The 14,850-nt window shown below is 45.2% G+C and carries 12 protein-coding genes; 9 read left to right on the top strand and 3 right to left on the bottom strand.

Features of this window, described 5'->3' with window-relative positions:
* The first annotated feature begins 16 nt into the window (after positions 1–16).
* The 6 genes from tkt (at position 17) to VRK_RS12540 (ending at position 7,882) form a co-directional block, all read left to right on the top strand.
* Entirely contained in the window at positions 17–2,008 is a 1,992-nt protein-coding gene (gene tkt / locus VRK_RS12570; RefSeq protein WP_059121681.1) for a transketolase, read from the top strand.
* Positions 2,009–2,228: 220 nt separating this feature from the next.
* Complete coding sequence (gene epd, locus VRK_RS12560) at positions 2,229–3,254, top strand: erythrose-4-phosphate dehydrogenase (RefSeq protein WP_059121679.1); 1,026 nt, start codon at positions 2,229–2,231, stop codon at positions 3,252–3,254.
* Between the two features lie 153 nt (positions 3,255–3,407).
* Positions 3,408–4,571, top strand: coding sequence for a phosphoglycerate kinase (locus VRK_RS12555; protein WP_059121678.1), 1,164 nt, complete (start codon positions 3,408–3,410; stop codon positions 4,569–4,571).
* Positions 4,572–4,750: 179 nt separating this feature from the next.
* Positions 4,751–5,827, top strand: a complete 1,077-nt coding sequence (gene fbaA / locus VRK_RS12550; RefSeq protein WP_059121677.1) for a class II fructose-bisphosphate aldolase — start codon at positions 4,751–4,753, stop codon at positions 5,825–5,827.
* Between the two features lie 149 nt (positions 5,828–5,976).
* On the top strand, positions 5,977–6,852 hold the full coding sequence (mscS, locus tag VRK_RS12545) for a small-conductance mechanosensitive channel MscS (RefSeq protein ID WP_059121676.1): 876 nt from the start codon (positions 5,977–5,979) through the stop codon (positions 6,850–6,852).
* Between the two features lie 349 nt (positions 6,853–7,201).
* Positions 7,202–7,882: an oxidative stress defense protein gene (locus VRK_RS12540; RefSeq protein WP_059121675.1), complete on the top strand. Its 681-nt coding sequence runs from the start codon at positions 7,202–7,204 to the stop codon at positions 7,880–7,882.
* A 415-nt stretch (positions 7,883–8,297) separates the two neighbouring features.
* Here VRK_RS12540 and pykF read toward each other — a convergent pair whose 3' ends face one another.
* Positions 8,298–9,710 carry a pyruvate kinase PykF gene (gene pykF, locus VRK_RS12535; protein WP_059121674.1) on the bottom strand — a complete coding sequence of 471 codons (1,413 nt, stop codon included), beginning with the start codon at positions 9,708–9,710 and terminating at the stop codon, positions 8,298–8,300.
* 439 nt (positions 9,711–10,149) lie between these two features.
* Here pykF and VRK_RS12530 point away from each other — a divergent pair, with 439 nt between their 5' ends.
* Entirely contained in the window at positions 10,150–10,920 is a 771-nt protein-coding gene (locus tag VRK_RS12530; protein ID WP_059121673.1) for a DeoR/GlpR family DNA-binding transcription regulator, read from the top strand.
* A gap of 82 nt (positions 10,921–11,002) precedes the next feature.
* The gene (glmS, locus tag VRK_RS12525) at positions 11,003–12,835 is read left to right on the top strand and encodes a glutamine--fructose-6-phosphate transaminase (isomerizing) (RefSeq protein ID WP_059121672.1); all 1,833 of its coding nucleotides are present in this window, start codon (positions 11,003–11,005) and stop codon (positions 12,833–12,835) included.
* Positions 12,836–12,957: 122 nt separating this feature from the next.
* Here the strand turns inward: glmS and VRK_RS12520 are convergent, their stop codons facing one another.
* Together VRK_RS12520 and tssD are read right to left on the bottom strand one after the other, a co-directional pair.
* Positions 12,958–13,215, bottom strand: coding sequence for a hypothetical protein (locus VRK_RS12520; RefSeq protein ID WP_059121671.1), 258 nt, complete (start codon positions 13,213–13,215; stop codon positions 12,958–12,960).
* Entirely contained in the window at positions 13,216–13,623 is a 408-nt protein-coding gene (tssD, locus tag VRK_RS12515; protein ID WP_059121670.1) for a type VI secretion system tube protein TssD, read from the bottom strand.
* A gap of 140 nt (positions 13,624–13,763) precedes the next feature.
* Here tssD and VRK_RS12510 point away from each other — a divergent pair, with 140 nt between their 5' ends.
* Complete coding sequence (locus tag VRK_RS12510) at positions 13,764–14,807, top strand: HEPN domain-containing protein (protein WP_157371909.1); 1,044 nt, start codon at positions 13,764–13,766, stop codon at positions 14,805–14,807.
* The last annotated feature ends 43 nt before the right edge of the window (positions 14,808–14,850 follow it).

Here is a 14,850-nt window from a genome sequence, read left to right as displayed (position 1 = left end):
CTTGTTGGAAAAAATTATGAACCGTAAACATCTCGCAAATGCGATCCGTGCTTTAAGTATGGATGGTGTTCAACAAGCCAATTCAGGTCACCCCGGCGCCCCGATGGGGATGGCGGATATCGCTGAAGTGCTGTGGCGCTCTCACCTGAACCACAACCCACAAAACCCGAATTGGGCTGACCGCGACCGTTTCGTGCTCTCTAACGGCCACGGCTCGATGCTGATTTATTCGCTGTTGCATCTGACCGGCTATGACCTGTCGATTGATGACCTGAAGAATTTCCGTCAGCTGCATTCCAAAACACCGGGCCATCCGGAGTACGGCTATGCACCGGGGATTGAGACCACCACCGGGCCATTGGGGCAAGGCATCACCAATGCGGTCGGTATGGCGATTGCTGAAAAAGCGCTCGCGGCGCAGTTTAACCGGGACCAACATGCGATTGTTGACCACCACACCTATGCTTTCCTCGGCGATGGCTGTCTGATGGAAGGGATTTCTCATGAAGCTTGCTCTCTGGCCGGCACATTGGGGCTGGGTAAGCTGATTGCGTTCTGGGATGACAACGGTATTTCGATTGACGGTCATGTAGACGGCTGGTTCACCGATGACACGGCAAAACGGTTTGAAGCGTATGGCTGGCATGTGATTCCGGCGGTAGACGGCCACGATTCTGCAGCGATTGAAGCAGCGATTGAAGCGGCGAAAGCAGAAACTTCACGTCCGACGCTGATTTGTACCAAAACGGTGATTGGTTTTGGCTCACCGAACAAATCCGGCTCGCATGATTGCCACGGTGCCCCGCTGGGCGCAGATGAAATCAAAGCGACCCGCGAGCAACTCGGTTGGGAATACGGTCCGTTTGAAATTCCGGCTGACATTTATGCGCAGTGGGATGCGAAAGAATCCGGTGCTGCCAAAGAAGCGGCATGGAATGAGAAGTTTGCAGCCTATCAGGCGGCTTACCCTGAGCTGGCGGCTGAATTCAAGCGTCGGGTCAATGGTGAATTGCCAGCCGACTGGGAAACCCAGGCCAGCCAAATCATTGCTGAGCTGCAAGCCAATCCGGCAACGATTGCATCGCGTAAAGCGTCTCAAAATGCACTGGAAGCATTCGGCAAGTTACTCCCTGAGTTTATGGGCGGCTCGGCTGACTTAGCCCCGTCCAACCTGACCATGTGGTCTGGCTCGAAATCTCTGACCGCAGATGATGCGTCCGGTAACTATATCCATTACGGTGTGCGTGAATTCGGCATGACGGCCATCATCAACGGGATTGCGCTGCATGGCGGTTTCATTCCTTACGGGGCGACTTTCCTGATGTTTATGGAATACGCGCGCAATGCGATGCGGATGGCTGCTCTGATGAAAGTACAGAACATCCAGGTCTACACCCACGATTCAATTGGTCTGGGTGAAGATGGCCCGACCCACCAGCCGGTTGAACAAATTGCTTCGTTGCGTCTGACGCCGAATATGAGCACCTGGCGTCCTTGTGACCAGGTTGAATCAGCAGTGGCGTGGAAACTGGCGATTGAACGCAAAGATGCACCGACTGCGCTGATTTTCTCGCGTCAGAATCTGGCACAGCAAGAGCGAGATGCGACTCAGGTGGCAAATATCGCCAAAGGCGGCTACATCCTCAAAGATTGTCAGGGCACACCGGATTTGATTCTGATTGCGACCGGCTCTGAAGTTGGTCTGGCTGTTCAGGCGGCAGCGGAGCTGACAGCAAAAGGCAAGCAGGTCCGTGTGGTTTCAATGCCATCGACCGACGCATTTGACCGTCAGGATGCGGCTTACCGTGAAGCGGTACTGCCTGCTGCGGTGACTGCACGTGTTGCGATTGAAGCGGGTATTGCAGATTACTGGTACAAGTATGTTGGTCTCAATGGCCGGATTGTCGGCATGACCAGCTTTGGTGAGTCGGCACCGGCGGATGAACTGTTCAAGTTGTTCGGCTTTACCGTCGAGAATGTTGTCGAAGTTGCGCTGTCTTTAGGGTAAAGATCAACGCGGTGACTGAGCATCTATTGAATGCCGGACCATTGGTCCGGCATTTTTTCGTTGGATGATTGGTCTGTCATGGTGCTTGTGGTCAGCAAGTCTGTCTGTATTTGGCATCATGCTGTTATAGAAAGGGATAACCAATGTTATTTTTTTATACTATCCGTTACTATCATCGCTCTAATTGAAATGAAGAATAAGCATAAAAGGTGAGAGAAAAATGCTAAGAATCGCCATCAATGGTTTTGGCCGGATTGGCCGGAATATTTTGCGGGCTGTCTATGAAAGTGGCAAAAATCAGCAAATTGAAGTGGTGGCCGTCAATGAACTGGCTCAACCTGATGCAATGGCGCATCTCCTCCAGTATGACTCGAGCCATGGTCGATTTTTCAAAAAGATTCGCTATGATCAAGAACATTTATATATCAACCATGATGATGGTCGCTCTGATGCGATCCGGATTCTTCATTTGTCTGAACCAAAACTCCTGCCTTGGTGTGATCTGGACATCGATATTGTGCTCGATTGTACCGGTGTATTCGGCAGTCGGGATGATGGTCTTGCCCATTTGGAAGCCGGGGCACGGCAGGTCCTTTTTTCACACCCCGGTGGTCATAACTTAGATAACACCATTATCTACGGGGTTAACCACGATTCGTTGAAGGCCGAGCATCGCATTGTTTCTAACGGCTCCTGCACAACCAACTGTATTGTGCCGATTATTAAGGTGTTGGATGACAACTTTGGCATTGATTCCGGCACTATCACCACCATTCATTCCGCGATGAACGACCAACCGGTAATTGATGCTTATCATCATGATCTGCGTAGAACCCGAGCGGCCAGTCAGTCGATTATTCCGGTAGACACCAAGTTACATAAAGGGATCGAACGAATTTTTCCCAAGTTTTTAAATAAGTTTGAGGCGATTTCCGTGCGGGTGCCGACGGTCAATGTTACTGCGATGGACTTAAGTGTCACAATTAATACAAATGTTAAAGTTAATGACGTAAATCAAACCATAATTGATGCTTCTCAGTGTACATTACGGGGCATTGTTGACTATACTGAAGCTCCACTTGTTTCGACCGATTTTAATCATGATGCGCATAGCGCCATCGTTGATGGGTCACAAACAAGAGTTAGTAACGGACGTCTGGTAAAAATGCTGGTCTGGTGTGATAACGAATGGGGCTTTGCAAACCGTATGTTGGATACGGCTTTGGCAATGGATTCACTACAGTAGAAGTTTATTGAGAACGAAGATGTATTTATTTTTTAGAGCGAAATAAATAAGATGGTCTTCTACGGGTGAATACAATATCAAGATAAACGATGGTTCGGCAGGGTTGCGGGACTGTCAAAATATTTTCCAATATTGCAATTTGAGGGGACAACCATGTCTGTAATCAAGATGACCGACCTGGATTTAGCAGGTAAACGCGTATTTATTCGTGCCGATCTGAATGTGCCGGTAAAAGATGGCAAAGTAACATCAGATGCACGGATCTTGGCATCATTGCCAACGATTAAACACTGTCTTGCGGCTGGCGCAAAAGTCATGGTGACATCTCACCTCGGTCGTCCGACTGAAGGTGAATATGCAGAGGAATTCTCACTTCAACCGGTTGTAAACTACTTACAAGATGCACTGGATTGTGAAGTGAAATTAGCCAAAGATTATCTGAATGGCTTAGCACTCAATGCCGGTGAGTTAGTTGTGCTTGAGAACGTTCGCTTTAACAAAGGCGAGAAAAAGAATGATGAAGCCTTGTCTAAACAGTATGCCGCGTTGTGTGATGTATTTGTGATGGATGCTTTTGGTACGGCTCACCGTGCGCAGGCATCGACTCACGGTGTGGGCATGCACGCACCGATTGCGTGTGCCGGTCCTTTGCTGGCAAATGAACTGGATGCTTTGGGTAAAGCAATGGACAACCCAGCTCGTCCGATGGTTGCGATTGTTGGTGGTTCAAAAGTTTCTACCAAACTGACAGTACTTGAGTCTTTGTCAAAAATAGCTGACCAATTGGTTGTTGGTGGTGGTATTGCGAATACCTTTATTGCAGCCGCTGGCCATAATGTTGGTAAGTCACTTTATGAAGCTGACCTTGTTGATACTGCGAAAAAATTAATGGAAGAGTGTGCAATTCCGGTTGCAACCGATGTCGCTTGTGCCAAAGCATTTGACGAAAATGCAGAAGCAGAAATCAAAGATGTTTCTGAAGTTCAAGATGATGATATGATTTTCGACTTAGGGCCTGACTCAACAGCAGCACTGGCAAAAATTCTGCAAGAAGCAAAAACAATTCTTTGGAATGGCCCTGTCGGTGTATTCGAATTCAAGAACTTTGAAGCGGGTACTCGAGGTATCTCTCAAGCGATCGCTGATTCAGAAGGGTTCTCTGTTGCTGGTGGTGGTGATACGCTTGCTGCAATCGATAAATTCGGTATTAAAGCTGATGTATCATATATCTCTACCGGTGGTGGTGCATTCCTTGAATTTGTTGAAGGAAAGACACTACCCGCTGTGGAAATGCTGGAAGCTCGCGCAAAAGCGTAATGATATGAAGCGGGAGAGTACAAGACTCCCGCTTTCCGTTTGCCTCCGACGGCGATTGTGCAAGAGCGATGGTTATTTGCTAGAATAATTGCCATTACAGGTAAACATTTACAGCATACGTTTGTAAAAAAGTTTATTGAATTGTTTTATTTTAAACGACAGAAAATAGGATCAAATCCATGTCTAAGGTCTTCGATTTTGTAAAACCAGGAGTCATTTCTGGCGATGATGTTCAGAAAGTCTTTCAAGTAGCGAAAGAAAATAAATTCGCACTACCAGCAGTCAACTGTGTTGGTACTGATTCTGTGAATGCGGTACTTGAAGCAGCTGCAAAAGTTAAGTCTCCTGTTATTGTTCAGTTCTCTAACGGTGGCGCTGGCTTCTTTGCCGGTAAAGGTCTGAAACTTGAAGGTCAGCAAACGCAGATTCTGGGGGCGATTGCTGGTGCGAAATATGTCCATACTGTTGCTGAAGCTTATGGCGTTCCGGTCATTCTGCATACTGACCATGCTGCGAAGAAACTACTGCCATGGATCGACGGTCTGCTTGATGCCGGTGAAAAATTCTTTGCTGAAACTGGTAAGCCACTGTTCTCTTCTCACATGATTGATCTGTCAGAAGAAACTCTGGAAGAAAACATCGAGATTTGTGAGAAGTATTTAGCGCGCATGGCTAAAATGGACATGACGCTTGAAATCGAATTGGGTTGTACCGGTGGTGAAGAAGATGGCGTTGATAACTCAGATATGGACTCTTCTGAGCTGTACACTTCTCCTGAAGATGTTGCTTATGCATACGAAAAACTGAATGCAGTCAGCCACCGTTTCACAATCGCGGCTTCTTTCGGTAACGTCCACGGTGTTTACAAACCCGGTAACGTTGTACTCACACCTACGATTCTACGTGATTCTCAGGCGTATGTTTCCGAGAAATTCGCTCTGCCTGAAAATTCTCTGAACTTCGTATTCCATGGCGGTTCTGGTTCCAGCGAAGCTGAAATCCAAGAATCAATCAGCTACGGTGTTATCAAAATGAACATCGATACTGATACCCAGTGGGCAACATGGGATGGTATCCGTCAGTATGAAGCGGATAACCATGATTATCTGCAAGGCCAAATCGGTAACCCAACCGGTGAAGATGCACCGAATAAGAAATACTATGATCCACGAGTTTGGTTGCGTGCCGGTCAGGCATCGATGGTGAAACGCCTTGAAAAAGCATTTGCAGATTTGAATGCAATTGACGTGCTATAATTTGAATTCATATCAAATTATTGTTAGAAAACCCGTTCTGATGAGCGGGTTTTTTTATAACTGATATAATCAGTGTGGCGTTGGTATGACTTGTTTGATAGTTGATATCGTAGAAAATAATCAGTTTTATGATAAAAGAGGGAAAGTAAATGGCTGGAGAATCACTCATGAATGACGCAATACCTTTGTCTGATAGCTTATCTCAGGTGAATGGCTGGTTAGAAAATAACTCGGATATCTTATTACAGTATGGTGTGAATATTATCGCAGCGATTCTGATTCTGTTCTTTGGTAACATTTTCGTCAAAATCGTTGCTGGTAGTGTTGCTAAGGTCTTACGCAAAAAAAATATGGATCCGGCCGTTGTTGAATTTATTCACGGTTTGGTACGCTATTTATTATTTGTCATCGTTCTGATTGCTGCATTAGGGCGTATCGGGGTACAAACCGCATCGGTTGTAGCGGTGATTGGTGCGGCAGGTTTAGCTGTCGGTTTGGCGCTACAGGGCTCTCTGTCAAACTTTGCTGCCGGTATCTTGATTGTTGCATTTCGCCCGTTTAAATCCGGCGACTATGTAGAAGTGGCTGGTGTAGCCGGCTCTGTTGAAAGTATTCAAATCTTTCAAACGATTTTGAAAACACCGGATAATAAAATGGTTGTTGTCCCGAACTCTTCTGTTATCGGTGGGGCGATCACTAACTATTCACGTCATGCGACGCGGAGAATTGACCTCATGATTGGGGTTTCCTATTCCGCTGATTTGCAGAAAACGAAACGAATTCTTCGTGAGACGGTTGAACGTGATGAGCGTATTTTGAAAGAGCCGGATATTACCATTGGTGTCCATACATTAGCGGATTCATCTGTGAACTTTGTTGTTCGTCCTTGGGTAAAAACCGCAGATTATTGGCCGGTCTATTTCGATTTAATGATGAATATTAAGGAAGCGCTTGACGAAAATGGTATTGAAATTCCATTCCCACAAATGAGTGTTCATTTAAATAAGGTGGATCAAGTAGATTAATCAGACTTTCTTGAGCAAAGCGGTGTCGTCATACACCGCTTTTTTATGGCTGAAATGTGTTATCGACGTGACGTACTCAGCATTACTTTTTTCCGGCAGTAAGCGGTTGCTGATGGTGTGGTGTATTGATTTATGCAAAGTAACAGGGACACAATATATCCAACAATTGGAACGGTGTGTTGCTATTTAAGCCTGTCGTTAGCGTTTTGTTATTTTTGTCACAATCAGATCTAATTACAATCAAATTATCCTATGATTGAATACCTAAGTGACTTCAAAATAAGGATTCAGCGTATGAATTCTACGATTTGGGGATAACCCTTAATATGTTTATGTGGGAGTGAAGATTATGCGGTTGATGATTCTGAGTTTAATGATGTTTTGTCTACACGGTTATGCAGCGGAAGTGAATTTCCCACATATATCTGTAACCGGATTTGGTGAAGTAACAGTGGTACCTGACCGAGCTGTCTTTTCTGTTCAGGTTGAGCAATCGACGCTGAATGCCGAACAGGCGAAAGAGAGTGTCGATACGGTTGTTCGCCAATTCTCAGAACAGTTACAGGCGTTGGGTGCCAAAGCTGAACAAATTTCCAGTTCTAATTTATCGCTTGCTCCCCAGTATCATTATCCTGACGAAGGCAAGCCTGAACTCGTTGGCTACCGGGCGAGTCGGCGTGTCACTGTGTCCGTTGAACAGTTGGATAAGCTGAATGAATTTTTAGATGCAGCGCTGGAGTCTGGTATTAACCGGATTGATCGCATTACGCTTCAAGTGAAAGATCATCAGAGATATCAGGCTCAGGCGCGAGATAAAGCGATTCAAGATGCATCAACAAAAGCCCTTTCGATTGCGAAAGGATTTAAACGGACACTTGGCCCTGTATGGCAAGTTGATTACCATTCCCAGCAAGACAAGCCGATGATGATGCGTGCTGTTTCCATGAATGAGAAAGAAGGTTTACAGGATTATCAGGATAAGACGATTGTGATCAGCGACAGTGTTGATGTGTTATATCGATTGAACTAATCCGGTTGGTCTGCATCAGTCGCTCTTAGACGAAAGTTTAATATTGGTTGAATATTGAGCAATCTCTCAAAGTTGGTATACTACCAGCCTTATTGAATGATCGCCCCAGCGTTGACCGGAACAACAATTTTACCCATCTAAAGAGAAGTAAAAGAAATATTATAAGGAAATCAAAATACTGGGCAAATGAGGCTAAGTAGTATGTTGAATCATTTTCTGGTGAGATTAACAATCGGTTCCTTAGTGATCCTCGGTATAAAATTGAGTGCACTGTATTTTTTACCGATGGTATTACTGTTGAATACACATAATAAAGAATTTTTCGGTTGGTAAGTTCGACGAAAGTCAAAGAAAACGGGGCGCTTCTGCGCCCCGTTTGTTTACCGCTTTTCTGAACGGAACATGAACAGCTCAATTACAGTACATGAACCGATGCAGTGTTGGTTGTTCCTGAAGCGACTAATGCACCGGAAACCATCACTACGATATCTCCTTTGCGACCCAGTTCTGTTTCCAGAGCCAATTTTTTACCTGAGATATAGAAGTCATCTGTGCTAGCAATTGATTCAACAACGATTGGCGTTACACCTCTCGTTAAGACTAATTGTGCCGCAGTTTTCTGGTTGGTAGTCAAAGCGATGATGTGTGCTGTCGGGAAGTATTTTCTGACAGAACGCGCTGATTTACCACCTTCAGTTGCAACAACGATTAGTGGTGCAGCCAGTTTTTCAGCTGTATCAACCGCACCTTTACACACGGCTTCTGTAATTCTCAGACGAGGGCTGTCGAGTCGAGTACTCAGCTCGGCTTTTTGAGCACTGTCTGTACGAGCAGCGATTTGAGCCATCATGCGTACAGCTTCTACCGGGTATTTACCTTTTGCCGTTTCACCGGACAGCATCACAGCATCAGTACCATCCATGATTGCGTTTGCAACGTCACCAGCTTCTGCACGAGTCGGACGTGGATTTTTAATCATAGAATCGAGCATTTGAGTTGCAGTAATGACCACTTTTCTGGCTCGGTTACATTTTTCGATCATCATTTTCTGAGCAAAAATGACTTCTTCTGCCGGGATTTCAACCCCCAGATCTCCACGCGCAACCATGATACCGTCAGAAAGTTCGAGAATTTCATCGAAATTATCAACACCTTCTTGGTTTTCAATTTTAGAAATGATCTGAATATCTTGACCGCCATGCGCTGCAAGGAACTCACGAATTTCACGCACATCGTCTGCTTTACGGATGAATGAAGCAGCAACAAAGTCAACGCCTTGTTCACAACCGAATTTCAGGTCAGATTTATCTTTGTCTGACAGTGCTGGCAGTTTGACTGAAACTCCGGGTAAGTTAACCCCTTTGTTTTCGCCTAAAGCACCATTGTTGAGAACCTGGCAGGTCACTTCAGTTTCTGTTTTTTCGAGCACTTTCATTTCAAGCAGGCCATCATCGACCAGAATGGTATTACCAATACTTAAATCTTGTGCGAAACCTGAGTAAGTTACAGCAACTCGTTCTTGGTTACCGATGACGGTTGTATCTGTCGTAAAGGTAAATGTTTGTCCTGCGACGAGATCGACATCTTCACCATTTTCTAGCTTCGTTGTGCGGATTTCCGGTCCTTTGGTATCCAGCAAAATTGCCAATGTCTTGCCAAGGTTTTTCATCACCTGACGAAAGTTCACAATACGAGTTCCATGCTCTTCGTAGTCACCGTGAGAGAAGTTGAGACGCATGACATTCATGCCAGCGTTGACAAGTTCTGTTAGTTTCTCTACGGATTCAGTTTTAGGGCCAATCGTACAAACGATTTTGGTCTTCTTCATGGAAAATACTCTCCGATAATTGTATCAATTTGAAAGATAATGAGTGCCGTAAAGTGCAGTCAGTGGCCCTTGTCTTTTTCTCTTGAAGTGCCGGATTGCTTCTCTCTGTCAAATACACTTTAAAGCTGAAACTCTTTCAACAAAACGGTCATTTTATAACTACATATAACCGCTTGTTTTGCGTAAAAACCACGCAAGGCTCTTATGTTTTAGCCGTTACGAGGTGGTTTTTCAGTAAGTTTACATTCAATTTTGTAATTTTCTTACTTTTACCGAGCGGAATTCTAACACCGAATGAATGGAATATCACGGTCTAAGAATTGTCTTAGAACAATGTTTTAGCATGAAAGATTAATTTTTATTATCGAAATAAATAGACAGGAATATTTCGAATTGATTATTATATGTTTCATATCGAAACTTAATTGCTTTTTAATTTATGCTGAAACGAAACACACAAGTCAGGCGTCATGAAATTGTTCAACTCGTCAATCAAATGGGAGAGGTGAGTGTCGAACTGCTTTCTGAACGATTTCATACTTCAGAAGTCACGATTCGCAAGGACCTATCCTCTTTAGAAAAAAATGGTCTGTTGCTCAGACGTTATGGCGGTGCGATTTCTCTGCCGAAAGAAGTTGTCGCAGATGAATTTGATAAAAATGTTTCGATTCAAAAGATATTTCTCGCTCGGGAAGCCGCAAAATTGATTCGTGATCATCACCGTATCGTCATCGATAGCGGAGGTACAACCACAGCGTTGATCCCGCAATTAAATGAAAAGCGTGGCTTAGTTGTGATGACGAACACGCTTCAAATTGCCAATGCCCTGCATGAGTTGGAAAACGAACCAACATTATTAATGACGGGAGGAACTTGGGATCCGCACTCTGAATCATTTCAGGGGCAGGTTGCCGAGTCGGTGTTACGTTCTTACGATTTTGATCAGTTATTCATCGGATGTGACGGGATTGATTTGTCACGGGGGACGACCACATTCAATGAGCTGACAGGGCTCAGTCGTGTGATGGCTGAAGTTTCTCGTGAAGTTGTGGTAATGGCTGAATCAGACAAGATTGGCCGCAAAATTCCGAACCTTGAGTTGGGCTGGGATCAAATTGATGTGCTAGTGACCGATAGCAATATTACGGATGAGCAAGTGGCTATGATCGAAGCCAATCAGGTGAGAGTGATTCAAACTAAAGTGAATTAAATGGTTCGGATGAGAATGGCGCGGACTTAAGCGCTTTTTTGTCGGAGCAGAACATATTGAAATTTAAGTGGAGTTATGAATTATGTGTGGAATTGTTGGTGCTGTGGCACAGCGTGATATTGCAGAAATCTTAGTTGAAGGGCTACGTCGTCTGGAATACCGGGGTTATGATTCGGCAGGGGTTGCAATTGTTGATGAGCAAAACCATTGCACCCGGATTCGCCGCCTTGGCAAAGTGCAGGCGCTGGCCGATGCCGTCAGTGATGCCAATGTGATTGGGGGGACGGGTATTGCACATACTCGCTGGGCGACGCATGGCGAACCGTCTGAAATCAATGCCCATCCTCATGTTTCCGGTGATATTGCTGTTGTACACAATGGGATTATTGAAAACCATGAGGTCCTGCGAGAACTACTCCAAAGCCGAGGCTACGTCTTTGAGTCTCAGACTGATACAGAAGTCATTGCTCACTTAGTTGAATGGGAATTGCGCCAAAGTGAATCACTGGTTGAAGCCCTGCAGAAAACCGCCAAGCAGCTCGAAGGGGCATATGGCACGGTTGTGCTTGATAGTCGTGATCCCAGCCGTTTGGTTGTGGCACGTTCAGGTAGCCCGATTGTGATTGGATTTGGGGTCGGTGAAAACTTTCTGGCTTCGGACCAACTGGCTTTATTAAGTGTGACGCGTCGCTTTATGTACCTTGAAGAAGGGGATGTCGCCGAGATTACCCGCAGAAGTGTGACCGTTTTTGATGAACAAGGCAATCAGGTTGAACGTGAGATCATCGAATCGAATGCGGAACATGATGCCGGCGATAAAGGTCAATATCGTCACTTTATGCAAAAAGAAATTTTTGAACAGCCGAACGCACTGAAACAAACAATGGAAGGTCGGGTAACGCACAACTCGGTGATTATCGACAGTATTGGCACTCATGCGAAAGAGATTTTGAGTAAAGTTGAACACGTTCAGATCATTGCGTGCGGGACATCATATAACTCTGGTATGGCAGCCCGATACTGGTTTGAGTCATTGGCTGGTGTCAGTTGTGATGTCGAAATCGCCTCCGAGTTCAGATACCGTAAATTTGTGGTTCGCCCCAACAGCCTGCTGATTACCTTATCTCAGTCTGGAGAAACCGCGGATACACTGGCAGCCTTACGCATCGCAAAAGAAAAAGGCTATATGGCCGCGATGACGATTTGTAATGTGTCCGGTTCCTCTCTGGTACGTGAATCCGATTTTGCATTTATGACCCGTGCCGGCACAGAAATCGGTGTGGCATCCACCAAAGCATTTACCACTCAGTTGGCCGCGATGCTGATGTTGGTGGTCGGCTTAGGCCGTCAGAAAGGCAATATCGATGCTGAAAAAGAAGCCGACATCGTGCAAGCGATCCATGAATTACCCGTTCAGATCGAAAGTGCTTTAGCCTTTGATAAGGCAATTGAAGCACTGGCGGAAGATTTTGCAGATAAGAACCACACCCTTTTCTTAGGTCGTGGCGAGTATTATCCGATTGCTATGGAAGCCGCATTGAAACTCAAAGAAATTTCTTACATTCATGCCGAAGCTTATGCGGCCGGAGAGCTAAAACATGGCCCGCTGGCATTGATCGATGCAGATATGCCTGTCGTTGTGATTGCACCGAACAATGACCTACTGGAAAAACTGAAATCCAACGTAGAAGAAGTCCGGGCCCGTGGCGGCTTGCTCTATGTTTTCGCTGATGAGAAAGCCGGTTTTGAAGACAGTGAGGGGATGAAGATCATCAAGATGCCGCACGTCCACGAAATCACGGCTCCGATATTCTACACCGTCCCCATGCAGCTGCTGTCTTATCACGTCGCGTTAATCAAAGGCACAGACGTCGATCAGCCACGTAACTTAGCAAAAGCGGTTACTGTTGAGTAAGGATTAGGTGCCGGAAATATTGTTGTGTAGGAGAGTATTAAAGTTTCATACTAAGTATTAAAGTATCATACTAAAATGGCGGTAATCGATGTGGTTGCTGCCATTTTTGTTGGTTTTTATTCTTAAAACAGGTCAGTTGACCACTGTGTACGTTGTTGAATTAGCTTCTTTAAAAGAACAAACAAGAGAAATATTAAACTACCGAAAACAAAACCGATGACCGAATAAGGAACAGCTCTGAAGCTTGGTGTTATCGACAAGTAGTCATGGATGGTTGGATATGCGATGGGCATGTCTGATCTCACAATATCGTCAAGACAGCTCAATAAGAATCCCAAAAGCGAAAAAGACAAAGAACAGCCCCAAAATATTTTCTTCATTTAGAACTCCTCAAAAATTTTTGTCGGAACACGATTTTTAGATTCATCCCTATAGTCCAGCAATATCTGTATCGGTTTTTTATCAGGAAATGCGAGGTTGATGATCTTATCTGCGATTTGTTTCCAAGGTTCACTCGAAAAGTTATCATCATAAAGGAATTCCTGTCTGGCAAATGCGGTTGCCAAAAGTGGCGTCGCCTTGTCGATATGCTTGGTAATGTGGACAGAATCGCGGGACAAACCATGTTGATGCGGTTCTTTTCTCACTGAAAAGTGACAGGCCAGTACCGTGATCTGGTCGGTATGATTTTCCTGATAGCGGTTCCCCATCGAGTCTTTGGTGTTGCATCCGCCTGAAATTAGTCCTTGTTTTGCTCCTCTGAGAGTCAGGTAGGCAGTGTGTGCCATTGGTGATAATTCCTTCTTATGCCCTTTTGCACATACAATAAAGGTTGCACTATACCTGATAAAATCACGGGGTAAAAATTTGCCCGGTCTGTCTGATTTGTGTTCAGTTGAGCCGATTGACTTGGATTGGTGATTCGTGTTTGAGTGCGAAAACACTGGATCACGCCATCATCCACTCATTTTCTTTTATCCTCGATGCACTTCACATCTTAGCAATAGACATTTATCCGGCCAGCCGTCACACTGAAAGCAATGTCAGTTTACGAATCAAATCAACCCATACCGTTGCCATGAAAACATCACTCGATCATCTCCCTGAATTCAAACAGCACGAACTCCAGATGATTTCGACCATTCTGCGCGATACGCTGGACGATTTTCTACAGGGTAAACAAACGCGAAAATCATCGTTTCGGATTCATAAAATTATTTTGTTCGGCAGCCATGCCAAAGGAACGTGGGTGGATGATCCCGTCAATGGGTATGTGAGTGATTACGATATACTGGTGATTGTCAATCATGCCGATTTGCTGGAAGAGCATATCATCTGGTCGCAGGCCGAAGAGCAGATCGAGCGTAAAGTGACCTCCGCACCGCTCGGATTGATCGTGCATACGCTGGATGAGGTCAATCAGTTTCTGCAACGGGGTCATTATTTCTTTCAGGATATCCGCGAAGAAGGGATTGAACTGTTCAGCGGTACCCCGAAAGAGCTGGTGATGCCGGGAAACCTCACGGCGGAAGAATACCGAACCATTGCGCAGAAGCATTATGGGCAATGGATGGAAAGTGCGGAACAGTTTATTGTTTTTGCTCAGGATGGGATTGAACGTCGCTGGTTGAAAAAAGCAGCTTTTCTACTCCATCAGTCAACCGAACATCTATTTGCCTGTACCTTACTCGTGAGTACCAATTACCTGCCGAAAACCCATAGTCTGAAAAAACTCCGTTCTCTTTGTGCGCAGCAGGATATTGCCTTTGCCGATATCTTCCCGATGGAGAACAAATTTCATCGCCGCTGTTTTCAGCGATTGCAACGCGCCTACATTGAGGCCCGCTATTCCGAACATTACGAGATCACCAAGGAAGAACTGGCCTATTTATTGATGGAAGTGGAAAAATTGAAGGCACTGACGGAGACGGTATGCCGGGCGGTGATGTTGCCGGATACGCAGCTATCTTAATTTTCAATGTGTGGCGGTTGTGAGGTTTGTTTTCTTTTCATGC

This window comes from Vibrio sp. MEBiC08052 (genome assembly GCF_001506075.1).
In the GTDB taxonomy this organism is placed as follows: Bacteria; Pseudomonadota; Gammaproteobacteria; order Enterobacterales; family Vibrionaceae; genus Vibrio.
Note: the sequence above shows the minus strand (reverse complement) of the source record. Positions and strands in the feature narration are given on the sequence as shown.